This window comes from Pseudomonas sp. SORGH_AS_0211, assembly GCF_031453455.1.
Taxonomy (GTDB): Bacteria; Pseudomonadota; Gammaproteobacteria; order Pseudomonadales; family Pseudomonadaceae; genus Chryseomonas; species Chryseomonas aestiva.
The window spans coordinates 4,438,443-4,461,596 of sequence record NZ_JAVIZV010000001.1 but is presented as its reverse complement, the minus strand read 5'-3'; the positions used below and the strand labels follow the sequence as shown (position 1 = coordinate 4,461,596).

Annotated in this window: 17 protein-coding genes; 7 read left to right on the top strand and 10 right to left on the bottom strand. The window is 64.3% G+C overall.

Features of this window, described 5'->3' with window-relative positions; genetic code table 11:
• Positions 1-2: 2 nt before the first annotated feature.
• On the bottom strand, positions 3-1,391 hold the full coding sequence (locus QE393_RS20665; RefSeq protein WP_310045382.1) for an MBOAT family O-acyltransferase: 1,389 nt from the start codon (positions 1,389-1,391) through the stop codon (positions 3-5).
• A 152-nt stretch (positions 1,392-1,543) separates the two neighbouring features.
• Here QE393_RS20665 and QE393_RS20660 point away from each other — a divergent pair, with 152 nt between their 5' ends.
• From QE393_RS20660 to QE393_RS20650, 3 genes are read left to right on the top strand one after another with little or no spacing between them, the layout of a single operon-like run.
• Positions 1,544-2,695 carry a glycosyltransferase gene (locus QE393_RS20660; RefSeq protein WP_310045381.1) on the top strand — a complete coding sequence of 384 codons (1,152 nt, stop codon included), beginning with the start codon at positions 1,544-1,546 and terminating at the stop codon, positions 2,693-2,695.
• Positions 2,696-2,745: 50 nt separating this feature from the next.
• Positions 2,746-3,126, top strand: a complete 381-nt coding sequence (locus QE393_RS20655; RefSeq protein ID WP_310045380.1) for a GtrA family protein — start codon at positions 2,746-2,748, stop codon at positions 3,124-3,126.
• Positions 3,123-4,103, top strand: a complete 981-nt coding sequence (locus QE393_RS20650; protein WP_310045379.1) for a glycosyltransferase family 2 protein — start codon at positions 3,123-3,125, stop codon at positions 4,101-4,103. Before QE393_RS20655 ends, QE393_RS20650 begins: the two co-directional genes overlap by 4 nt.
• A gap of 13 nt (positions 4,104-4,116) precedes the next feature.
• Here QE393_RS20650 and QE393_RS20645 read toward each other — a convergent pair whose 3' ends face one another.
• A complete protein-coding gene (locus tag QE393_RS20645; RefSeq protein ID WP_310045378.1) occupies positions 4,117-5,793 on the bottom strand; it encodes a DUF6311 domain-containing protein in 1,677 nt (558 codons plus the stop codon).
• A complete protein-coding gene (locus QE393_RS20640) occupies positions 5,790-8,378 on the bottom strand; it encodes a glycosyltransferase (RefSeq protein ID WP_310045377.1) in 2,589 nt (862 codons plus the stop codon). The genes QE393_RS20645 and QE393_RS20640 overlap by 4 nt, the downstream gene beginning before the upstream one ends.
• 144 nt (positions 8,379-8,522) lie before the next feature.
• Between QE393_RS20640 and QE393_RS20635 the strand changes: the two genes are divergently transcribed.
• A complete protein-coding gene (locus tag QE393_RS20635; protein WP_310045376.1) occupies positions 8,523-9,020 on the top strand; it encodes a hypothetical protein in 498 nt (165 codons plus the stop codon).
• Positions 9,021-9,061: 41 nt separating this feature from the next.
• Here the strand turns inward: QE393_RS20635 and QE393_RS20630 are convergent, their stop codons facing one another.
• A complete protein-coding gene (locus tag QE393_RS20630; protein ID WP_310045375.1) occupies positions 9,062-10,411 on the bottom strand; it encodes a methyltransferase domain-containing protein in 1,350 nt (449 codons plus the stop codon).
• Between the two features lie 327 nt (positions 10,412-10,738).
• Between QE393_RS20630 and QE393_RS20625 the strand changes: the two genes are divergently transcribed.
• Together QE393_RS20625 and QE393_RS20620 are read left to right on the top strand one after the other, a co-directional pair.
• Entirely contained in the window at positions 10,739-12,178 is a 1,440-nt protein-coding gene (locus QE393_RS20625) for a cellulase family glycosylhydrolase (RefSeq protein WP_310045373.1), read from the top strand.
• A gap of 185 nt (positions 12,179-12,363) precedes the next feature.
• A complete protein-coding gene (locus tag QE393_RS20620; protein ID WP_310045372.1) occupies positions 12,364-12,648 on the top strand; it encodes a DUF3509 domain-containing protein in 285 nt (94 codons plus the stop codon).
• A gap of 484 nt (positions 12,649-13,132) precedes the next feature.
• On the opposite strand, the gene QE393_RS20615 is transcribed toward QE393_RS20620, so the two are convergent.
• On the bottom strand, positions 13,133-14,749 hold the full coding sequence (locus QE393_RS20615; protein WP_310045370.1) for a DUF4214 domain-containing protein: 1,617 nt from the start codon (positions 14,747-14,749) through the stop codon (positions 13,133-13,135).
• A 1,086-nt stretch (positions 14,750-15,835) separates the two neighbouring features.
• Between QE393_RS20615 and QE393_RS20610 the strand changes: the two genes are divergently transcribed.
• On the top strand, positions 15,836-17,650 hold the full coding sequence (locus tag QE393_RS20610; RefSeq protein ID WP_310045369.1) for a DUF4214 domain-containing protein: 1,815 nt from the start codon (positions 15,836-15,838) through the stop codon (positions 17,648-17,650).
• Positions 17,651-17,730: 80 nt separating this feature from the next.
• Here QE393_RS20610 and QE393_RS20605 read toward each other — a convergent pair whose 3' ends face one another.
• From QE393_RS20605 to QE393_RS20585, 5 genes are read right to left on the bottom strand one after another with little or no spacing between them, the layout of a single operon-like run.
• Positions 17,731-19,020: a class I SAM-dependent methyltransferase gene (locus tag QE393_RS20605; protein WP_310045367.1), complete on the bottom strand. Its 1,290-nt coding sequence runs from the start codon at positions 19,018-19,020 to the stop codon at positions 17,731-17,733.
• A gap of 8 nt (positions 19,021-19,028) precedes the next feature.
• Complete coding sequence (locus tag QE393_RS20600; RefSeq protein WP_310045365.1) at positions 19,029-20,231, bottom strand: ABC transporter ATP-binding protein; 1,203 nt, start codon at positions 20,229-20,231, stop codon at positions 19,029-19,031.
• Between the two features lie 12 nt (positions 20,232-20,243).
• A complete protein-coding gene (locus QE393_RS20595) occupies positions 20,244-21,023 on the bottom strand; it encodes an ABC transporter permease (RefSeq protein WP_042134757.1) in 780 nt (259 codons plus the stop codon).
• A gap of 9 nt (positions 21,024-21,032) precedes the next feature.
• Positions 21,033-22,004 carry a GDP-mannose 4,6-dehydratase gene (locus QE393_RS20590; RefSeq protein WP_310045362.1) on the bottom strand — a complete coding sequence of 324 codons (972 nt, stop codon included), beginning with the start codon at positions 22,002-22,004 and terminating at the stop codon, positions 21,033-21,035.
• Positions 21,997-22,986 carry a GDP-mannose 4,6-dehydratase gene (locus QE393_RS20585; RefSeq protein WP_042134762.1) on the bottom strand — a complete coding sequence of 330 codons (990 nt, stop codon included), beginning with the start codon at positions 22,984-22,986 and terminating at the stop codon, positions 21,997-21,999. The genes QE393_RS20590 and QE393_RS20585 overlap by 8 nt, the downstream gene beginning before the upstream one ends.
• Positions 22,987-23,154: the final 168 nt, after the last annotated feature.

The following is a 23,154-nucleotide window of genomic DNA, read 5'->3' as shown; positions in this document are numbered from 1 at the left end:
CGCTAGAAATTGAAGTAGAGAAAGGCCCGATCCGGGCGGGCGAGCATCGCCTTGGCTACCAGCAGGACCAGGATGGCGCACACCAAACCCCGCCAGACCGGCGACAACCGCAAGGCGATGGTGAACGCACGGGGCGCCACCACGCATACCCCCAGCAGCAGGGGCGCCGCCAGCCAGAGCGAACGATCGAAATGCAGGGCGGATGCTTCCACCAGCAACATCCCCAGCCCAGGCGGACTCGGCCAGTTCCACTGCCCGAGGGCCGTGAACAGGGTCAGGGTATGCGTGAGGTCACTGGCCCGGAACGGGATCCAGGCGAGCATCACCACCACCAGCGTCAAGGCCCAGGCCAGCGGCCCCGGAAGGCGCCAGGGCGAAAGCCAGCGCCAGGCATGATTCAGACAGAGCAACGTGCCGTGCGCCGCGCCCCACAGGATGAACTGCCAGCCAGCGCCGTGCCAGAGCCCACCCAGGAGCATGGTGATCAGCAGGCTCAGCCACTGCCGGCCCCGTCCATGGCGACTACCGCCCAAGGGAATGTAGAGGTAATCCCGCAAAAACCGTGACAGCGAAATATGCCAGCGCCGCCAGAACTCGATGATCGAACGGCTGCGATAGGGAGAGCGGAAGTTGATGGGCAGGCGGATGCCGAACATCAGCCCCAGCCCCACCGCCATGTCGGCATAGCCGGAGAAGTCGAAATACAGCTGCAGGCCATAACTGAAGGCGGCCAACACAACCTGGGGCGCCGCCGGCTGGGCCAGGTCGAACAGTCCATCTACTCCGGGCGCCAGGCTGTCGGCGAGTAGCACCTTTTTGGCCAGCCCCAGTACGAACAGCGTCGCGCCGAGTTGCCAATGCCAGGGGCGGGTCGCGAACCCGCGCTCGATCTGCGGTAGCAGGCTGCTCGGGCGGCAGATCGGGCCCGCGATCAGGTGCGGAAAGAAACTCACGCACAGCATGAAGTCGCTCAGCCGACCCGGCGCTGCCAGCCGGCCGCGGTAGAGATCCACCTGCCAGGCGATCTGCTGGAAGGTGTAGAAGGAAATGGCCAGCGGCAGCACCCACTGACCGGGCAGGCTCAGCCCGGCCATGCCGGCAAAGAAGCCCAGGTACTTGTAGTAGGCCAATAGCCCCAGATTGAAGACCAGGGCCCTCACCAGCCAGCGCCGGCTGCGATGTCGCCATACCTGCACGCCCAGTCCGTAGTTGACCAGCATGGAGGCCAGCAGCAGAAAGAGATAGCGCCAGTCCCAGAAGGCATAGAACAGCCAGGAGGCTCCCAGGAGAAAGAAGACTGAGCTCTGCCGCCCCAGCCGACGCACCCCTAGAAAGCCCAGGAAGGCGAGCGGCAGGAAGACCAGCAGGAAGGCGAAAGAGCTGAAGACCATGGCGAGGGTGGCGGCAGTTGGACGAGGGCCGGACGGCGCTGGCGTGAAGCCGGGCACTCTAGCATGAAGCCAAGGCGGCCTGGCGCCAGGAAGCCAGGCCAAACCGCATGTTAGACTTCGCGCCCCTCAGGCTGCCGTGGCGCAGGATCCGCATGCGTGTCCTCCATGTATTCAAGACCTACCTCCCCGATACCCATGGCGGCATCGAGCAGGTGATACGCCAGATGTGCGGCGCGACGCGCACGCTGGGGGTGAGCAATCGGATCCTGACCCTGAGCGAACAGCCCGTCCCGGAATGCATCGAGGTCGAGGGCATTCCGGTGCAGCGGGTGCGTCAGGACGCCAACATCGCCTCCACCGGCCTGTCTCGCGCGGCCTTCGGCGCCTTCGCCCGGGCGGCGCGCGACAGCGACGTCATCCACTATCACTTCCCATGGCCGTTCATGGACGTGCTGCAACTGGCGGTCCGCCCGGGCAAGCCCTATGTGGTCAGCTACCACTCGGATATCGTCAAGCAACGCCATCTGCTGCAACTCTATCGCCCCCTGCAGCGCCATTTCCTGAGTCGCGCCAGCCGGATCATCGTTGCCACCGAGCCCTATAGACGCAGCAGCCCGGAGTTGCGCGGGCTGGAGGCGCACACCGAGGTCATTCCCTACGGCCTCGACGAAGCCAGCTATCCGGCGCCGTCCCAAGCCTGCCTTGCGCAATGGCGCCAGCGGCTGGGCCCGCGCTTTCTGCTCTTCGTCGGCGTGCTGCGCTACTACAAGGGCCTGCACCTGCTGCTCGACGCCCTGGCCGGCCTGGACCTGCCGCTGGCCATCGTCGGCGACGGACCGGAACGGGCCGCGCTGGAAGCCCAGGCGCACCGCCTCGGCCTGCGCAACTGCCATTTCCTCGGACGCCTGCCGGAAGAAGACGTGGCGGCGCTCTACAGCCTCGCCGAGACCTTTGTCTTTCCTTCGCACCTGCGCTCGGAAGCCTTCGGCATGGCCCTGCTGGAAGCGGCCATGTACGGCAAGCCGCTGATCAGCTGCGCCATCGGCTCGGGCATGAGCGAGATCAACCGCCACGAACAGACCGGCCTCGACGTGGCGCCCACCGCTGCCGCGATCCGGGAAGCCCTGCTGCGGCTCTGGCAGGCGCCGGAAGAGCGGGCACGTTTCGGCGCCGCCGCCCGCGCCCATTTCGAACGGCACTTCCAGGCGAATCAGCTGGGTCGACGACTCGCGACGGTCTATGCGCAGCTAGCCCCTGATGCCATCAACCCAGGGGCGGCAGACGACTACAGACACCCTCGGTAGACTCTGCCGTTCAATTCATCCTGCCGCGTCCCCGGAGGTCACCTACCCCAATGTCCCTGATGCAGATGCTCAACGACGACCGGCTCAGACCGTTGCGTTTCATCCTGGTGGGCGGCCTTGCCACCCTGGTCCATATCCTGGTCGCAGGCACGCTGCTGGCGCTCTTCGAGCCACAGCCCTATGTAGCCAACCTCTTCGCCTTTCTGGTGGCTTTCGGCGTGTCCTACTGCGGCCATCGCTACCTGACCTTTGCTCGCCAAGGCTCGATCCTGCGCTTCTTCGTCGTGGCGATCGCCGGCTTCGCGCTCAACAATCTGCTCCTGACGGGTCTACTCGCCCTGGGACTGTCCGCGTTCCTGGCGATCGTCGTGGCCACCGCGCTGGTCCCCGTCTTCAGCTATCTGGCTTCTTCGCTTTGGGCTTTTCGATGAAAACGACGCCGCAGCTTTCCCTGGTTGTTCCGGTCTACAACGAAGAATTGGCCATAGGCCTGTTCTACGACGCGGTCTGCCATCATCCCGAGCTCAGCCAGCTGCCGCTGGAGCTGGTCTTCATCAACGATGGCAGCCGTGACGCCACCGCGCAGCAGCTCGACCTGCTGCAAGCCCGTGACGAGCGCGTGGTGGTGCTGCACCTTTCCCGTAACTTCGGCAAGGAAGCGGCGCTCTTCGCCGGCATCGAGCATGCGCGCGGGGATGCCGTGGTCCCCATCGACGTCGATCTGCAGGATCCTCTGGACGTCGTGCCGCGCCTGCTGGCGCAGTGGCGCGACGGTGCCGACGTGGTCCTAGCCAAGCGTGTCGACCGCAGCAGCGACACGACCTTGAAGCGCTTCACCGCCGAATGCTTCTATCGCCTGCATAACCGGATCACCCATACCCCCATCGAAGAGAACGTCGGTGACTTCCGCCTGATGAGTCGCGAGGTGGTGGAAGCGATCAAGGAGATGCCCGAGCGTAATCTCTTCATGAAGGGCATCCTGTCCTGGGTCGGTTTCGAGACGCGCATCGTCGAATACCAGCGTGCCGAACGCAGCGCCGGCACCAGCAAGTTCAACGGCTGGAAGTTGTGGAACCTGGCCCTGGAAGGGATCACGTCCTTCAGCACCCTCCCCTTGCGCCTATGGACCTATCTGGGCGGTGCCGTGGCCTTGTTCGCCCTGGCCTATGCCGCCCTGATGGTTTTCGAGAAGCTGCTGTATGGCAACCCGGTACCCGGCTATCCCTCGCTGATGACCGCCATCCTCTTTATCGGCGGCGTGCAGCTGATCGGCATTGGCGTGCTGGGCGAGTACATCGGCCGCATCTACATCGAGAGCAAGCGCCGGCCACGCTATGTGATCAAGCGCGAACAGAAGCCCCGCGGTACTGCGGAGCAATCGGTGCCCGAAAAGGAAATATCGCGTTGAATGCAGGCGCCCGTCAGGGCGCCTCGATCCGGCACACCGTCCCGATGTCTTCCTCGCGGCACCACTGGCCGTAGTGCCCGCCCATGGCCTGCTCGATCCGTTCGCGGGAATAGGCATTCTCGCTGCGGCCGAAGACGAAGAGCTGGCCAGGCCGCAGGGGCCGATCCAGCACCGCCGCCTTGGTCGCGCAGTCGCCGACCACCCGGGCGATGAAACCGGTGTTGAGCGGCACGGCATGGAGTGCGGAAAAGTACTGGAGAAACAGCGCATCGAAGGGTTTGCCGCCACAGCCGTAGTTGGGCAGCAGGTGGACCTCGCTCGCCGAGGCGACCCGCGCATCCCAGGTCGCACGGTCATAGTCGAAATGGGGTTGGCGGCTGGCCGCCTCGACCAGGTAACCCCGGTGATGGCGAGTATCGGCGTACTGCACCACGATCAGCGCCAGCAGGGCCAGGCGCCAGACACTGGATGCCCGGGTCAGGTAGAAGCCCAGGGCCAGGATCAGCAGGCCATAGCCCACCGGCCAGAAGAAACGTCCCGAGCCTCGGAAGATGCGCGCCAGTTGCTCCACGCCGGGTAGCAACGGGTACTCGAAGAGCGCCGTCCCGCCCAGATACACGCGGTTGGATAGCGCATAGAGGGTGAGCCCCACGAAGACCAGCAGCAGCACCCAGTGCTGACGACACTGCGACAGCAACCAGCGCGGTGCCAGCACCAGGATGCTCAGCAGCATGGCCAGCAGGCCAACGCCGAGGTAGTTGTGGCCGTCGATCTGCAGCCCGGTCGCATCCAGGACCAGCCCGCCGGAGGGCAGGAACACGCTGGGCGCCAGGTGAGTTCCCAGGAACGGCGACAGCAGGTTCATCGAGGATTCGATGTAGCCCACCTCAGCCGGTGGCATGCCCTGACTGAAACTCAGATAGCCCAGTACGTACAGCACCAGCGCCAGCAGGGGCAGGGGCGCGACCAAGGCCATGGCCACCTTACGCCAGGGGCTGGACTGACGAACGCCAATGGCCAGGGAGGCAGCGCCATACAGCGGATAGAGCATGGCGATCAGATAGGGATGGATGGTGGCCGACAGCACCAGCAGCGCCGTGCCATAACGCCAGAATTGCCCCGGGACCAGTTGACCGCGCGATAGCCGGGCGTAATGCGCCAGCATCAGGATCATGAGGAATTGCGCATTGAGCGCCGCATGGGGAATCCGGATCATCAGCGCCGGCATCATCAGCGCGAACAGCGTGCCGCCCAGGAGCGCTGCCGGAGTACGGCCGCGAAAGGACGCGGCGGCATAGGCGCCGGCGAGCCCCTGGAGCAGGTAGCAGCCCAGCGTCCAGACGCCGAAGTAATGACTGCCCGGCGGCAGCCAGGGATAGATCATCTTGAACAGGATGGCCGCCAGCGGAATGCTGTCGGTATAGGCCACGGATAGGCCTTCGGGCGCGTTGAGCAGGCGGGTATAGAGCAGCGGGAAGCGCCAGCGATCCTGGACGAAGGCCCACATACCGGTGATGTGCTGCGTCGGATCGGTGCGGTTGTCGAAGAAGAACCCCGAGTGACCGGTCAGAAAGTCCCACGGAAAGATACGCGCGATGTACAGCACGCCCAGCAACAGGGCCACCCCATAGTAGAGGGTTCGGCCCATGGGGCGATCGAGAACGGCCAGGCGGCCGGTTACAGCGGTCATGAAAGCTCCTGAGCCTTTGAATGATCGCCAACGGCTTGCTGAGCCAGGGCGCGGAACAGCCCGTCGATGCGGGTGGAAATGGCCGGCCAGGCATGGCTGCGCAGCCATTCACCCTGTCGCGACGGTCGCCCTGCGGCCAGATGCTCGCGCAGTCCCGCGGCGATGGCCTGGGCATCGGTGCCGGGCAGTCGGTAGACCGCCTCGTCGACGTCCTCGAAGATGTCCAGCGGCGTGCAGAGCACCGGCTTGCCGGCGAGCAGACCCCAGCGCACCGCGGCGCTGGAAGACTCCTGGGTGTGCTGGTAGGGAAAGACCACGACCTCGGCCAGGCTCAGCCAGGCCAGGGATTCGCGGTCGTCCAGGAAGCGGTCGATCAGTTGCGCACGACCTTCCAGGCCCAGCGCCATGATCCGCTGGCGGCACTCCTCGGCCAGGGCCGCGCTTTCCGGTACCGGGTACTGGGCGTTGACCAACAGCAGGTAGAGGTCGTCGTCGGCGGCGGCGACCTCGGCGAAGGCCTCGATCAATTGCAGGATGCCCTTGGGCGGCAGCAGGAAGCCGTAGCTGGCCACGATACGGCGTCCGGCCAGGGCCTGGGCCTCATCCGGCAGTTCCAGCGCCCTGGGCGGCGGCATCACCCCGTGGGGGAAGAGCATCAGGTTGTCGGCCAGGCCGAAATCCTTGAGGCGATTGAGGTCGTGGCTGCTGTGCACCAGCAGGCGACTGCTCTGGCGCAGCGCCAGGCGCAGTTGCCGCAGGCTGCGGTGATCGCCCGGCCGGTCGAGATCGGCGGTGGAATGGAAGGTGACCAGGGTACGGATACCGCGCCGATGCACCTCGTGCAGGAAGCGGGCGAAGGGCACCAGGCCGAAGAAGCCGAAGTTGAACTGGATCAGCAGGATGTCCACCGGCTGACGATCGAGGGCCTGCAGCAGATCGTCGAGCGAATCCTGGCCACCCTGGTCCCAGACCCGCTGGATCTCCTGCCCTTCCGGATTGATCAGGGCGACGTGACGGTTGGCGAACACCTGGGTGGCCGCCAGGGGGCCGGCGATCAGTTGCTGGCTGTAGCCGGCGATACCGCAGGCGCTGTTCCAGGTGGTGACGGTGCCGACCCGCGGCTGCGGCTTGCAGGGCGGCAGCGCGCGGACCCGGGCGATGGCGGCCTGGGTGCGGCGGGCGACCTGTTCCCAGGTGTAGTCCCGGCGGATCAGGCGGTCGGCCCGCAGCAGGCGCGAGCGCACCAGGGCCTGCCAGCGTCCTTCGCGGCGCGCGGCGGCGAAGTGGGCCAAGAGCCGCGCCAGGTGATCGGTATCCGGCTCGGCCCACAGCGAGCCGCTCAGCTGCATGTGGGTCTGGGCGCGGGTAAAGCGGTAATCGATGAGCCAGCTGGTCTCGGGCATACAGAAATCCGTCTGGCCGCCATAGCCGGTGGTGACCACGGCGCACTCGTGCAGCATGGCCTCGGCCAGGGGCAGGCCGAAGCCTTCGCCGCGACTGGGCGCCACCAGGACATCGGCCCAGACGTAGAGGGCGCGTATCGCCGCCTCGGGCAGGTCAAGATTGAACAGCTCGACCGCCGGCGCCGCCGAGTGCCGCGCGCGCCAGGCCGCCAGTTCGGCGTCGATGTCGTGATGGGGATTGGGAAAGGTCTTGATGACCAGCACCACGTCATCCGCCGCCGTGAAGGCGCGGGAATAGGCGTCGAGCAGGACGTCGACGCCCTTGCGCGGAAAGCAGGACGAGATGTGCAGCAATTTCAGCGTCGTGGCACTGCCGGGCAGCGCGCGGCCGAGCAGCGCCGGCTCCGCCGGGGTGCGCAGGATATGGTCGGCGCCCAGGCCGACGGTCACCACCGGCACGTCGACGCCATTGTCCTCCAGCACCCGGGTCACATAGGACGACATGCTGGTGACCAGCTGCAGATAGCGATTGAAGCCGGCCACGGCCTCCACCGGCAGCAGGGATTCCTCCCAACCATAGCAGGACAGCACCCGGACCTCGCCCGCCATGTCGCTCACCCGTGGCGGATAGAGCAGGCGCAGCACGGCGGCTGCCGGCTCCTCGGCCCGGGCGTGGGCGGCCGCGCTGGCCGGGTCGGCGGCGAGAAACTCCGGGGACACGGGAATGGGGCCGGGACCCTCGGTCGCCCGCAGCGCCACACTGGCGCCGACGGCCGCGAAGCCCCGGGCCAGTTCGCGATTGACCACCGCCAGGCTATAGCTGCTGTCGAACGGGCCTTCCACACGGATATCGACTGCACTTCTAAAAGGTGGCGGCAGCACAACGTTGTGAACTGCCATCCACGTTAGAAGCCATTGGTAGAAGCCTTCCGCCGTCCAGCGCCGCGCCTGAGCGTCGCCACGGTGCTGGACCTCATAGCGCAATCCTGGATTGTCCATCAGGCGTTGCAGGACATCGGCCGTGTGCGCTGGTGCGGTCGCCGCCAGCGGCCAATAGCCGTTACCAAGGATTTCGCGCCCTTCGCTGCTCTGAGCGTTGCCCACCAGCGGGATGCCCAGCGCCAGCAGGCGCAACAGCCAAGCCGGATCGGGCGCGGGCTCCAAACTGAACGCCAGGTCCACCGCAGGCAGTGGCTCCTCGGCTCGCAGCACTGTTAGCTCAATATGATCCAGCGCAGCGACACCAGCTAGAAAATCAGCGCGGTGCAAGGGTTGCTCATCGCCATAAACACACAGACGCCAGGAGGCACCCGACGGGTGTGCCAATTGCAGCAGACCTTTGACCGCCTCCTCATGCTGCAACTCGGCGACATGCACGAGGACAGTGAAGGGGCGCGGCCGGTCCAGATCTGCCGGCGGCGGAACGGGAGGCAACTGCCAGGAGGGATAATCTATACGAGAAACAGGAATGGTGACATCTCGGGCATAGAGCCCCTCGAGCAACTGGGGCTCGCGACTCAGGAGCCCGCGGATCATAGGGCGCCGACGGATGAGCTCCGACAAGGCTGCAGGCTCCGCCTCGGGACCTGGCAAGAGCAGTACGTGGCCGTCGCAACGTGCCAAATGCCGTTCGTGCTCGGCCTGCGGTTGACCATGCACCAGCAGAAGCTCGTCCGCCCCGCCCAGGGCGCAATCGGTAAGCGGTCGCACCTGCGCCTTCCATTGCTCGGGAGGTTCGTCGGTATAGAGTTCGGCGACGAGTCCGGCGTGGCGCGCGGTATCGCGCAGCTCAAGCAGATAGGCCCAGCCATAGGCTCCCGTTAGCGGTCCCACGACCCACTGATGGAGGGCAGTGACGGCCCGCTTCATGGCGTCTCAGCTCTAGTGGCCGAAACTGCATAGTGCTGCCAGGTAAGCGGCGACATCTGCGGGACGCCTTGTAACAGCGCGGCTTGTGCAGGGTGTTGAATGGCCACCTGGGCAAAGCCCTTGTGGCGGCAGAGAAACTCCAGCAAGGGCGCCGGAGACGGCCGCTGTCGCGTTGGATCCAGCCAGAAGGCGCAAGCACTGGACGCATGGGCGGGATCAAGGGCCTGCAACAACAGTAGTCCGCCAGGCGCGAGCACGCGCAGCGCCTCGTCGAGCAAACTGGACAACTGCGCCAAGTCCAGACGATCCACCAGTTCGAACGCACACAGGGCGCCCAGACTGCCCGTCGGTTGCTCGCTCAACCACCTCAGCGCATCGCCGTGTTCTATTGTGAGCCCCTTGGCGGATGCCTGGGCCACCAGCTCAGTGTCGGCCTCAACCCCACGCCGCTCGATCATCTGAGGCAGGCTGGCCAGCCAGAGGCCATTGCCGCAGCCCAACTCGACCAGAGGCAATCCCTGACCCAGGGCTGGGCACTCCTCGATCAGAGGCAGATAGAAACCCAGCAATCCACGCAGCGCCTCATCGTCCAAGGCAAAGTGCTCACGAAGCGTCCGCTCCAACGCCAGGGGTACGCCAAGGGCCGCACTCTGGGGCGCCAGGGGCATTGTCGGGGAGGTTTCCAGCAGGCTCAGTCGTGTGCGCAGCTCTTGCTCACCACGGTCCAGCTGTCGCTGGGCCTGTACCAATTGTGCTTCCACGTTGGCCAGCTCGCGCTCCAGCTCGCCCAGGCGCGGCTCGGGCGCCTGGTCCTGCAGCACCTGCCAGCGCTGCTGATGCCACTCCAGCAGGTTGCTCTGCTGCTGAAGCAGGATCGCCTGCAACGCCAGCTGGTTCTGCCAGCGGTAGTAGCGAGCATTGTCGCGCTGCTGCCGCCCGGGCAGGCCGGCGACCTCCAGCATGAGCCCCAGCAGTCGCCCGATCACCGGCACCCGGCGCAGCTTGCGCTTGAGCAGCGCACGGCGCAGCCCCGGCGCGGCGGCGCCATGGCGCTGACCTTCAGGGCTGAGGTGGATGGCCGCCAGCAGATCGAAACGGTCCTCGCCGCCACGCAGCCGGGTCAGGTAGTGGGACAGCCGCTCCGGCTCGATGGGGTGCCCGGTCAGGTAGTGATAGGCCGCGCGCACCAGGGCCTCGTCGTCCAGCTCCTGCAGGGCCTCCCAGGTAGGCTCGGCCGGCGCCGCGGCCGGCTGCAGCGCCTGGGTGCGCTGGCGAATGTCGGCGATCAGATGGGCGAGGTGATCGTCGAGACGGGAAAGATCCAGGTCGGGGCCAGGGGTAGACATCGCGGGGCGCTCGGTTGGACAGGGGGGACGATGGCCAGGCCATCGCGAGAAGACGGCAAGGATACCCGCTCGGGCGCGCTGGATGAACGTCTCCACCCTTTCCCACCCCCGACACCTCGTCGGCGCCGTGGTGATTTGGGGTCAAGAAAAGCGGGGCCAGGCCGAATCAGCGAGGAGAGACGAATCGATTGAGCCCTGGCACAGGATTTGAAACTGGGCCAGTAGGCGTCAAGAAAGCGCTAAATCTTGGCTGAGGACAGTCGCCAGAATTTTGTAGTTGGCAGGCCGGGCAGGAGCCCGGCGGCAGCACCTATCGCCGGTACCCTCATGACCCTTCGCAAAACCCTGGCCGCCCTGGGCGGTATCCTGACCCTGAGCGCCCTGCTGGGCACCGCCGCCCCCGCCCGCGCCGTGGAGCTGGTGGGCCTCAACCTTTCCGGCGCCGGCTTCGCCAGCCAGGTGCTGCCGGGCCTGAACGAGCGCAACTACATCTTTCCGGTGGAAGCCTACTTCCAGCAGTGGAGCGCGCGCGGCGTCAAGCTGGTCCGCTTCCCCATCATCTGGGAACGCCTGCAACCCAGCCTGGGCGGCACCTTCGATCCGACCTATGCCGGCCTGATCGATCGCACCTTCCTGTATGCGCAGAACCACGGCATCAAGATCATCCTGGATCTGCACAACTACATGAGATACCGCGGCACCGTGATCGGTACCGGCAGCGTCGGCTACACCCACTACCAGGATGTGCTGACCCGCATCGCCCAGCGCTGGAGCAGCCAGGCGTCGCTCTACGGCTACGACATCATGAACGAGCCCCACGACGCCACCGCCCAGTGGCCCGTCGCCGCCCAGTACGGCATCAACGGCGTGCGCAGCGTGGACAACGTGCGACCCATCTTCATCGAAGGCAACGGCTGGGCCGAGGCCACCCGCTGGCCGCAGTGGAACGACTCGCTGCTCGCCCTGCGCGATCCGGCCAACAACCTGATCTTCGAAGCCCACACCTATTTCGACGGTGACGGCGGTGGTGGCAACTATTCCAACACCAGCGCCGCCGCCTATGCGGACGACTACGGCGTGCAGCGGGTACGGCCCTTCGTGGAATGGCTGAAAAAGAACGGCAAGCGCGGCTTCATCGGCGAGTTCGGCATACCGGACAGCGATCCGCGCTGGAACGTGATCATGGATAACATGCTCGCCTACCTGAAGCAGAACTGCATCCCGGCCACCTACTGGGCGGCCGGCCCGGGCTGGGCCAACTACAACATGTCGGTGGAGCCGGTGAACGGCCAGACCCGCCCGCAGTGGCCGACCCTGGCCAAGTACCTGGACGGCAGCAGCTGCAGCACCTTCGGTCCCGGCGCCCAGGCGCCCAAGAGCGCCAGCCAGGCCGATCTCAATGGCATCCAGCAGCTGTACCTGGCCTACATGGGCCGCGCCTCGGATCTGGCCGGCCTGCAATACTGGGCCAACCGCGTCGCCTCCGGCGAGATGAACGTGGCCCAGATCGCCGCCAGCTTTACTGAAAGCCCCGAGTATCGCGGCCAGTATCAGGGCCTGGATAACTCGGCGCTGGTCAGCAAGGTCTACACCAACGTCATCGGCCGCAGTGCCGAGAGTGCCGGCCTCAACTACTGGGTGGGCGAGCTGAACAACGGCAACGTCAAGCCGCAGACGCTGGTGCTGGCCATGGTGCGCGGCCTGGGCGACAGCGATAAGAGCAACTTCGACGCCCGCACCTCGGCGGCCTTCAGCAATATGAAGTGATGGGGTAAGGCGGGTCGGATCCGACTCGCCTTGTTGGGCCCTTCCGAGCGCGGCATGGATGCCGCCTGAGGGATAGGTGCAGACGCGAGTGGTAGCAAAGGACCGCCTTAGAGCGGCTGAACCTTTGCCCGGGACGGGCCTCTACCCTCCTCCCCCTATATGTGCCGATTCAAGGAGGATCCCGCATGCAAGACGCCATCGACCGCCTCGTCACCGCCCTCCAACCCCATAGCTGCCAGGTCACCCAGCGCCCCGCTGATCGCAGCCTGCTGCTCACCGTCAAGGACAACCAGGGCGGCAGCTCCATGACCAAGGTCATCCCCCTGACCGAGCTGAACTGCCCGGACCGCCTGGCTACCGTGATCAAGGATGTGCGCCGGGACCTGGCCAATTGCGGCGGCACCCTGGATGCTGCCTGCACCTCCGATCTGCAACACCGCGGTGCGCGAATTCGGCGGTACGGGGACTAATACCCGCACGACCGCCCATGGGCGTAACTCCAGCCGATAGAACCCGTCACAAACGAACGCACCTGTGCAGCCAACCAGCTAGCGCAGCTCACTTTTCTGCAGGCAAAAGAAAAGGCCGCGCCGCGTCCGGGTTGGCCTCTAGGAGATGCAAGGAAGGTCGAGGGCTCATGGGCGCCTCGTTATCGGCGATAGGAAACCGGAAACTGACCAGGCGTTCAATCCGGGAACGGCACGTGTGCAAAGGTTTGCTATCCATTTAACGAATTTATTAAGAATTGAGAGCTAAGAGATTAAATTGCAGTGACAGCCGACGAGACGTAGCTCGTCGTCAATTGCCAGGATGCCGCAGGTGGACAGCTACAGACAGCGCCTCGCGCGCAGTAGGCAGGGACAAGACACACGGTGATTTGCCGCACTAGGAAAGCATTTTTGAAGCAAAAAAAACGGAGAGCCGAAGCTCTCCGTTTTCACATCACTAACGCGATTAGGCGTGGGTGAAGTTTGCAGCGGTCAGCTGAGTAGCAGTAACGCCGGTCAGCTGGATCAGAGCATCGCCGCTATCAACGGTACCGGCACCAGCAGCGTCAACGAAGACGTAGGTGTCGCTACCGTACTGGAAGGCAACAGCAGCTTTGCCACCCAGATCAGAAGCAGCCAGCTGTACAGCAGAGGACAGCGAAGTAGCAGCGCTGATTGCACCAATCTGAGCGTTGGTCAAAGTAGCAACGCTGTTGGAGTTAGCAGCACCACCGGAGACTACGGTGAAGTTCAGCTGGTCAGCAGCCACATTGAAGTCGCTGATCGAAATCAGACCGGCCTTCAGAGCGGTATCAGCAGCAGTTACCTGAGCAGCGGTAGAGGTGGAGCTGGTAGCGCTGTAGTTCTGGATGTTAGCAACAGCAGTGTTGAAGTTCACGACGTCGTTGCCGTCACCCAGGGTAATAACCGAGGTGTGGGAAGCAGTGACGGTGCTAGCAACGGTGCCGGTGGCGCCCAGAGTAACGGTGTCATTGCCAGCACCAGCGTTCACGACCAGGTTGGCGGAACCAGCGCTGACGGTGATGGTGTCATTGCCGGCACCAGCGGTGATGGTCAGAGCAGCAGTACCGACGGTACCAGTGATGGTGTCGTTACCAGCGCCAGTGTCGACAGTCAGAGCAACAGCTTTGGTTGCATCGGTGGTGTTGATGGTGTCAACAACAACGGTGTCATTACCCGAGCCAGTGGTGATTTTGCTCAGAGCGTCCAGCGAAGTGGTAGTAATCGACAGACCAGCGGTAGAAGAAGAACCGTCGATGGTGGTCAAAGCGCTCAGGGCGTTAGTAGCAGAGCTCTGCGCGTTTACGGTCAGAACCGGAGTACCAGTGGTAGCGGAGCTGCTGACATTCAGAGTCAGAGTGGTAACTGCGTCAGTAGCAGGAGCAGTCGGTGCTTCGTTCAGAGTGATAGCAGCATTGCCATCAACAGTACCCTGTAGATTCAGGCTGGTAGCAACGTTAGTGCTAGCCAGGGTCAGAACTGCGGCAGCGCTGTTGCTCAGGTCTGCGAAGGTGACGGTACCAGCGCTCAGACCTTTGAAATTCAGAGTGCCAGTAGCGGTAGCGTCATTGATGCTCGGCGTAACAGCAGCTTTTGCGGCAGTGTTAGCAGTGGTGTACTGAGCAGCGGTAGCACCGGAGTTGGTCACAGTACCGAAGTCGGCTTTGACACCGGCAACAGTGCCAGCAGTACCAGCGTTGGCAGTGACAGTAGAAGCAAACTGAGTTTTGGCGTCGAGCAGCAGACGGTCAGTGCCAGTTGCACCGTTGACCAGAGCCAGAGCCAGCCGATCTACCGATACGTCAGCGCTGTTGATCCAGTAGGTCAGTTCGTTGTTAGCAGCGGTGCGGCCGAACAGGTTTTGGTACAGGGTATCCACAACCTGAGCGCGAGTCAGACCACCGTAGACGCTGGTGTACTCGGGCTGTTGAGCAAAGGCAGCACTGACCTGATCAACAGTGGCGTTGGCTTGCGAGGTCCAGTAGGTCAGACCAGCTTGCTCAGCCGGACGGCCGAAGTAGGCCAGATACAGGCTTTCAACTTGAGTAGAGGTAACAGCCATTTCCTTGCATCTCCTAAGATTTTGTCGAATTCGACTCCAGGCCTTCCGTCACTGGATGGCACCCGTCGGCACCGGCCTGTCGCCTCACCCCAACTGCTGGGGCGAAGCCCCCATGATGGGTTTCGTTTCGATATCGGCTTTGTAAAGAGGTTCACATCAAGGATGTGCGTTCGTCGTACAAAGCAGCGGTATCGGCGGCAATCCTACACAGACCTTTGTGACGGGAACAAGCGTTTCTTCAGAGCCTTTCACGCTTTACTCAGACGGATTCATCCTACCGAGACCTGCCGGGTCGACAGCCCGCGAACAGCGCTGATATAGAGGCTAAAGTTCCTGACCTGCCGGCATAGCCACGGGAATCGTCGTTTAACGGACACAAACCGCCGTAAAAAGCCATAAATCTGACACTGGCCGTATTTCTGCTGGCTTTCGCGCCTGGACCATTCGCTCCACTTTTACGACCGCCTGCGATCCATGCCTCGCTCCTTCCTCAACCAATGGTCGCGCCTGCGGGCGGACGAACGGTCATACCTGGGAAAGTGATAAGCCCGTGAAAAGCGCTCAAAACCGGCCAAAAGCTGGCCAGATGCCGCTATTAGCCCTCTGGATTTGTTGTTGCCACCCAGCCGCCGGCATACCCGCAAGGACGGATCAGGGCATTTTTTGGCTTGGTCTGGTTCCCGAAAACGTCGTCCTTTCAGTTGCCAGACTGCTTGGTAGCGGATGTTGGCGCTTCCTGCTGGTATAGCGGCCAGTCAGAAAGCGGCGATGGGGTGCTGGAGCTAGGCGGTGTTGGGCTTCGCTGTGCTCAGCGCCAACCTACGGGGAGCTGGATCGGATCCCCTGCCACAGCCGCTGCAATGCCTTGTGGAAGATGGAAGGCTCAGAGGACGGTTGACGATCTTTACCGCTGGCGAAACGAGCGAAGCGTTTTCACGCAATTTCAGGCAGTTTTTCGCCTAAAGGCACTTTGCCACATTTAGCTTTTTTCATTTAGCGCAACAATTATGAATCGTATGTCTATTTAAAGGTGATAGGTTTCACAGTCCCTGGGTGTTGTGCCCATTTCCTAGAGGGATGAAAACCATGGCCGCTTCGGATTACACGAATCAAATCCAACAGATCTATCTCGCCTACCTGGGTCGTCCGGCTGACCCGGCGGGTCTGGCCTACTGGGCCGATCAGGTCGATAGCCAGGGCGGTGATCTGTCGCTAGTGCTTTCCGGCTTTGCCGCTTCGGAAGAGTCCGCAGCCCTGTACGGCGAAATGAGCACCAATCAGGCGATCAGCTCGATCTACACCAACCTGTTCAAGCGTGAGGCCGACGATGCCGGCGTAACCTACTGGCAGGCGCAGATCGAAAGCGGCGCCGTGGATCCGGCTCAGGCAGCCCTGGCGATCCTGCTGGGCGCCCAGGACACTGACGTCACGGCGGCCAGCAACAAGCTCACCGCCGCCAATGCCTTTACCGCCAGCGTCGCGGCCAGTGGTGCGACTGGTTATAGCGATGCGGATGCGCTGGCCGTGGGCCGCGACTTCCTCAATAGCATCGATGCAAGTGATGCTTCCCTGGCCAACCTCGACACGGCCGTCGCCGCTGCGGTCGCCCAGGCCACGGGTACCGATACCACTCCGACACCTGAGCCCGAGCCGACTCCGGTATTCGCCGCCAACCTGGGCCAGGACGGCATCGTGACTTTCGATAACCCGGGTGCAGCCCTGACGGTCGCTCAAGAAAATGGTGGCTTCGTCTTTACCAGCGATAGCGTCTCTTCCACGGTGACAGGCACCATCAACAGCATCACCGTGCCGACCGGTACCACCTTGAACATCGCCAGTGCCGATGCCGCTGCTATCAACTTCCCCGGCGATGGCACCGTAGCCCTTACGGATGACGGCGCGCTGACGGCGACGGCGCTGGCAGCATTGGATGCCACCACCTCGGGTGTACTGGATGCCTCCAAGGTCACTGCCATCACCGAGGCGAGCCTTGCCCAGGCCAAGGCGCTGCTGAGCGCTGACGCTACTTCCTTTATTCATGCCGGAGACGTGGCCGTCGACCTGACCGATACCACGGCCAATGCTGCCGATCTGGTGACCCTCGATGGCGCGACTACCGGCAAGATCAGCGCCGACGCCCTGACCGCGATTACCGGTGAACTGAGCGCGGTGCAAGGCGTACTGGGCGCCATCACCACGGGAACGGAGCTGTCGGCTACCACCCTGAGCAGCGTGACCCTGACCGATGCGCTCACCGCTGGCGCCCTGGATAACGTGGCGCTGGCCAACGACACAACCCTGACCCTGGCGGACGTGGCCGATAACACCCTGACGCTGGTGGATCAGACAGTAGCCGCAGGCAAGACGCTGACCATCGATGCGTCGGCTGTTACCAGTTCGGTGACGATCGATGGTAGCGCGGAAGCTGATGGCATCCTGGTCATCAAGGGGGGTTCGGGGGATGACACCCTGAACAGTGGCAAGGGTGCGGATACTCTGACTGGCGGCGCGGGTACCGATAACTTCGTCTTTGGCCCGAATGGCATCTCGACCTTCGGCGCGCTTGATACCATCACCGACTACCGAGCGACCACCGGGGCCAATGCCGGCGCGGCAGACACCATCACCCTGAGAGGCGCCACGGTCGTGGCTTCCGACAAGGCAACCGTTCAGGACCTGTCGAGCGCAGGCAGCCTGGCGGATGCGCTGAACACTGCCGCCAATGGAGCAACGACCGACAACGGCCTGAGCGTCTTCCTCTTTGGAGGCGACACCTATGCCTATGTGGAAACCACGGGCAGCGGCACCACCTATGCAGAGAGCGATACGCTGATCAAGCTGGCAGGTACACCCTTCGCTGCTGATGAGAGCATCGTTGGCCTGGGTATCGCGAACGTCTGATACCTCGGTAATAAAGAAGCCCCTGCTTCAGTGATGGCGCAGGGGCTTTTTATTGGGCGCTATATAAGGAGGGCCCGGCCTCAGGGCCGCTGGGCGATCACCGCGTAGTCCTGCGGGCCGTAGAACCAGCGGTCGCAGTGGCGGGCCACTTCGCTGTCTTCGTGCAGGCGGTGCTCGGGCTCCACGGCGTTGACCTTGTGGATCTCCACCTGGGCATAGCCCTTGAACTGCACCAGGAATTCGGTGAAGGCCGGCGGCAGCGGGTGGATATGGGTGGGGTCGGTCCAGAAGTAGTTGGCCGAGGTGACGATGTTTTCCGGATTAGGCGTTTCGAAGAGGATCAGCCCGCCCGGTGCCAGGGCGTGGAGGCAGACGTCAAGCAGCTGGTTGAGGCGCTCGAAACCCAGGTGCTCGATGACGTGGAAGGCGGAGACGGCGCCGATGCTGCCGGCCGGCTGGGCGGCCAGCCAGGCGATGGCATCGGTGTGCTCGGCGGGCAGGCCACGGGCGCGGCACAGCTCGACGTTCGTGGCATTGAGGTCGATGCCCAGGCGCTGCACTTCGGGCGGCAACAGCGCCAGCCACTCGCCCCGGCCACAGCCGATGTCCACCAGCGGCAGCCCGCGGGCCAGCGCCGGATTAGCGGCGATAGTGGGCAGATAGTAGGACAGCCGGGCGTTGATGGTTTCGGCGCTGCCGCGGAAGCGGTCCTCGAAGGCCAGGTAGAAGCTGTCGGGCACGGTGCCGCTGGGCAGGTTGCTGGCCGGGGTTTCGTCCGCCTCGACCGCAGGGGTCTCGGTCGTGATCACGGTCGCGGATCGAGGTGCAGCTGCGCGGGGCGCGCTCTCCAGGGCGGTCAGGCGGGCGCGGAGTTCCTGGTTCAGGTTCTCGGCCAGGCGCAGGCGCTCGCGCAGCTCGGCCAGGGCCGGATCGGGCGTGGCCTGACGGGCGCCAAGTACCTGCTGTTCGGCGCTGAGCACCCGGTAATGCTGCTCGTGACGCTGGATATGGGCTTCCAGGCGCTCATGCAGGGCCAGCTGGCGCGCGGCCTCGCGCTGCTGGCGCTGGGCATTCGGGCAACGGCGCAACAGGCTGCCGAGCAACGGCAGCTGGCGGCAGCGCCGGCGCAGGCGCGCGCCGCGCAGCCCTGCCACCGGGGCGCCGTGGGCACGGCCTTCGGCGGAATCACGCAGGCCGGCCAGGAGTTCGAGCTTGTCCTCACCCGCGCGCAGGCGCTGCAGATGATGCGCCAGCCCCTCGGGATCGATCTCGCGCCCCAGCAGGTAGGGGTAGGCCGCGCGCAGCAGCGCCTCGCCCTCCAGGTTCAGCAGGGCGTGCCAGGGGGCGAGTTCGGGACGGGAAGCGGACATGGCAGGGCCTAGGCGGGCTGGGAAACGGGGGTCACGTCATGCAACCCGGCGGAGAGATCGCACAGGCCACCGAAGACCGAGCCCAGGATGCCGGCCACTTCGAAGCGGATGCAGTTGTCCCGCCAGTGGTAGCAGTGGCGGGTATGGTCGGGACCTTCGTGCAGGGCCAGGGTCAGGGTGTACTTGCCCGGGGCGAGGCGCATGGGGAATTCGTAGCGCAGCACGCGCGTCTCGCCGGCGGCCAGCACCAGGGGCACACCGAGCAGGAAGCTGTTGGTGCCATAGATGTCCTGGCCGAAGCGGTCACGGATCATCATGCCCAGGGTGGCGTCGGGCAGGTGCTCGCGGGCGCTGACGCGGACATCCAGATGGGCCACGTCGCCGCAGGCCAGGGTGTCGCTGCCGGAACCCACGCCGCGCAGCACGGCGGATTCGATACGGGCTTCGCCGGTGCCGTAGCCGCTTTCCTCGGCTTCCACTTCCAGCTCTTCGCGGTCGGCGCCGAGCAGCTGGTTGTAGCGATTCACTGCCGCCTCGGGCGTGTCGTCGGCTACCACACGACCTTCGCTCAGGACGATGCAGCGATCGCAGAGCATCTTCATGGCGTTGAGGTCGTGGGAGATGAAGATGATGGAGCCACCGGAGGCGCGGAAGGCCTTGATGCGCCTCATGCACTTCTGCTGGAAGTGGCCATCGCCCACCGACAGGGCCTCATCGACCAGGAAGATGTCGGGATCGGCATGGATGGCGATGGAAAAGGCCAGGCGCATGACCATGCCGGAGGAATAGGTGCGGATGGGCTCGTCGATGAAGCGACCCAGTTCGGAGAATTCGATGATGGCGTCGCGCTTGGCTTCGATCTCTTCGCGGTTCATGCCCAGCAGCAGGCCGTTACCGAGGATGTTCTGCACCCCGGTGAGGTTGCCGTCGAAGCCGGTGCCCAGTTCGAGCAGACCGGTGACGCGCCCCTTGATGTCGATCTCGCCACCGTCGGGCAAGAGCACCCCGTTGAGGATCTTGAGCAGGGTGGACTTGCCGGCGCCGTTGCGACCGAGGATGCCCAGGGTCTCGCCGCTGCGGACCTCGAAGCTGATGTCTTCCAGCGCCACATGGCGGGTGTGGTAGCTGCGGCGGAAGAGGATTTCCTTCAGGCGCAGCGCCGGGCGGCTATAGAGCTTGAATTCCTTGCGTACATGGGAAACGCGGAGCATGACGAAGGCCTGCTAGATGAAGTCGCGGATGTCGCGTTCGAGCTTGCGACCCAGAACGATGCCCAGGCCCAGCAGCACGGCGCCCGCCAGGATCAGGCCGCCGATCGCCAGCAGATCCGGCCGGCTCGCCTGGATCAGGGCGGCGCGGTAGGCCTCGACGATGTAATAGAAGGGGTTGGCGGCGAACCAGGGGTGCCAGCGCTCGGGCATGATGGTGATGACATAGACCACCGGGGTCAGCCAGAACCACAACTGCATGACCACACCGACGATCTGGCCGATGTCGCGCAGAAAGACGCTGAGGATGGCGAAGATCAGCCCGAGGGCGTAGGCCAGCAGCTGCTGGCAGAGAAAGATCACCGGCCACCAGAGCACGGTGGACGGGAAATGGAAACCGATGATCGCCAGGAAGGCGACGAAGAAGCCCATGGAGATGGCATAGAGCACCGTCTCGCTGAGCAGGATGTACAGCGGCAGCGACCAGAGCGACAGCCGGACCTTGCCCAGCAGGTGGGCCTTCTCGTGGAACACCTGGGTGATGCGGGTCAGGGTGTTGGAGAAGCAGTTCCAGGCGAGCAACCCGGTGACCAGGTACACGCTGTAGCTGTACTGGCCGAGGGACTGCATCCCCATGGCATCCAGCCGCATGCCCATGATGTTGGAGAACACCAGGGTGAAGATGAGGATGTTGACCAGCGGCAGGATGAAGGTCCAGGCCGCGCCGAGCACCGACGCGGAATGGCGATCGATCAGATCCTGCCGGGTGAAGTTGAGGATCAGCGAGTAGTTCATGGGCAGAGATCAGGAACCGGATTGGCGCCAGTCCGCGAGGACCTGGGCGACGAGTGCAGAAGGCTCGATGCGGGGTTGCCAGCCGGTGAGGCGGCGGAGTTCGCCGGCGTCGCCGACGGCGCGGGCGATATCGCTCGGGCGCAGGCGCGCGGGATCCTGCTCGACCTGGATCGGGCAGGCGGCCTGATCGATCAGGGCGTCGAGCAATTCCTGGACACGCAGCGGACGGCCGGAGGCGATGTTGAGCGCAGTGCCACTGGGGATGTCCGAGCTGTGCCCCAGCAGCGCCACATAGGCGGCGACCACGTCCTGGACGGCGAGAAAGTCGCGCTGGGCGCTGAGGTCGCCGACGCGCAGCACGGGCGGCTGCTCGCCGCGCTCGATGGCCGCGATCTGGCTGGCGAAGTCGGTGAGCACATAGCCCTTACCCTGACCTGCGCCGCTGTGGTTGAAGGGTCGCGCGCGGATCACCCGCACCTTGGAGGTGGCGGCGAACTGGGCGGCGGCGAGATCGGCAGCGGCCTTGCTCGCGGAATAGGGATTGAGCGGATGCAGGGGCACCTGCTCGTCGACCTCGGCATGGCGCTTGAAGCTGGCGCCATACATGTCGCCGGAACCGACCTGCAGGAACACCGGGGGCTGCTCGAGGGCAGCGGCGGCGGTCAGCAGATTGAGGGTGCCGTGCAGATTGATCTGCCAGCAGCGCTCGGGCTGGGCGAAGCTGCCGGAGACGCTGGCGAAGGCCGCCAGGTTGACGATGGCGGCCGGTTGCAGCTGCTGCACCAGCGCCAGGGTGGCAGCCGTATCGCTCAGGTCGAGGGCATGACCCACGACCTGAGCCTGGCTTGGCAGCGAGCCGTCACGGCAGGTGCCGTGCAGCTCGGCGGCCGGAAAGGCGGCGGCCAGCGCCGGCAGCAGATGGCTGCCGACGAAGCCGCTGGCGCCGGTAACCAGGACCGGCTGACCGGCGAAATCACGCACGGGCGAGGGGCTTCAGGCGCGCCAGGTCGGCTTCCACCATCTCGGTGATCATCTCTTCGAGGGTGGTGGTGGCCTGCCAGCCCAGCTTGGCGCGGGCCTTGGACGGATCGCCCAGCAGCACGTCGACCTCGGCGGGACGGAAGAAGGCCGGGTCGATGACCAGGTGCTTGTCCATGTCCATGCCGACCACGTCGAAGGCGATACGGCACATGTCGCGCACGGTGGTGGTACGGCCGGTGGCGATGACGTAGTCGTCGGCGACGTCCTGTTGCAGCATCAGCCACATGGCCTGGACGTAGTCACGGGCATGACCCCAGTCACGCTTGGCGTCGATGTTGCCCAGGCGCAGTTCGTCCTGCAGACCCAGCTTGATGCGGGCAACGGCGTCGGTGACCTTGCGGGTCACGAATTCCAGGCCGCGCAGCGGGGACTCGTGGTTGAACAGGATGCCGCTGCAGGAGAACAGGTTGAAGCTCTCGCGATAGTTGACGGTCATCCAGTGGGCGTAGAGCTTGGCGGCCGCATAGGGCGAGCGCGGGTAGAACGGGGTGGTCTCGCGCTGCTCCGGCTCCTGGATCAGGCCGTACATCTCGGAGGTGGAGGCCTGGTAGCAACGGGCGTCAGGCTTGATCAGACGGGCCGCTTCGAGCACGTTGACGGCGCCGATGCCGCTGACCTGACCGGTCAGCAGCGGCTGGTTCCAGGAGGTCTTGACGAAGGACTGGGCGCCCAGGTTGAACACCTCGTCGGGCTGGTATTGCTGGAACAGGCGGATCAGACCCGACAGGTCGAGCAGGTCGCCGTCGATCATCTCGACGTCCTTGGCGATACCCAACCACTCCAGACGTGCCAGGTTGACGTCGGAGGTGCTACGCCGGGGGTTGAGGCCTAGTACCTTGTATCCCTTGCCGAGCAGAAACTGCGCCAGGTAGGCGCCATCCTGGCCAGTGATACCAGTGATCAGAGCAGTTTTTTGGGCCATCGCGATACGGTTCCGAAAGTTATGAGACGAGGTGCGAGCGACTCACACAAAAAAGACCGGCGATGCTACCACAGATATATGGCTGGAAGCGTGCGGTGCTCGGCAGGGCAAGGTATCCGGAATGCCGATGCCAGGCGGTTGTCTGGGCCGACGAATGCCCGGAAAGGG

Bases quoted from the DNA above. Each gene is read 5' to 3' on its own strand.
- QE393_RS20665 (WP_310045382.1), bottom strand. From the start codon at position 1,391: ATGGTCTTCAGCTCTTTCGCCTTCCTGCTGGTCTTCCTGCCGCTCGCC.
- QE393_RS20660 (WP_310045381.1), top strand. From the start codon at position 1,544: ATGCGTGTCCTCCATGTATTCAAGACCTACCTCCCCGATACCCATGGC.
- QE393_RS20655 (WP_310045380.1), top strand. From the start codon at position 2,746: ATGTCCCTGATGCAGATGCTCAACGACGACCGGCTCAGACCGTTGCGT.
- QE393_RS20650 (WP_310045379.1), top strand. From the start codon at position 3,123: ATGAAAACGACGCCGCAGCTTTCCCTGGTTGTTCCGGTCTACAACGAA.
- QE393_RS20645 (WP_310045378.1), bottom strand. From the start codon at position 5,793: ATGACCGCTGTAACCGGCCGCCTGGCCGTTCTCGATCGCCCCATGGGC.
- QE393_RS20630 (WP_310045375.1), bottom strand. From the start codon at position 10,411: ATGTCTACCCCTGGCCCCGACCTGGATCTTTCCCGTCTCGACGATCAC.
- QE393_RS20625 (WP_310045373.1), top strand. From the start codon at position 10,739: ATGACCCTTCGCAAAACCCTGGCCGCCCTGGGCGGTATCCTGACCCTG.
- QE393_RS20620 (WP_310045372.1), top strand. From the start codon at position 12,364: ATGCAAGACGCCATCGACCGCCTCGTCACCGCCCTCCAACCCCATAGC.
- QE393_RS20615 (WP_310045370.1), bottom strand. From the start codon at position 14,749: ATGGCTGTTACCTCTACTCAAGTTGAAAGCCTGTATCTGGCCTACTTC.
- QE393_RS20610 (WP_310045369.1), top strand. From the start codon at position 15,836: ATGGCCGCTTCGGATTACACGAATCAAATCCAACAGATCTATCTCGCC.
- QE393_RS20605 (WP_310045367.1), bottom strand. From the start codon at position 19,020: ATGTCCGCTTCCCGTCCCGAACTCGCCCCCTGGCACGCCCTGCTGAAC.
- QE393_RS20600 (WP_310045365.1), bottom strand. From the start codon at position 20,231: ATGCTCCGCGTTTCCCATGTACGCAAGGAATTCAAGCTCTATAGCCGC.
- QE393_RS20595 (WP_042134757.1), bottom strand. From the start codon at position 21,023: ATGAACTACTCGCTGATCCTCAACTTCACCCGGCAGGATCTGATCGAT.
- QE393_RS20585 (WP_042134762.1), bottom strand. From the start codon at position 22,986: ATGGCCCAAAAAACTGCTCTGATCACTGGTATCACTGGCCAGGATGGC.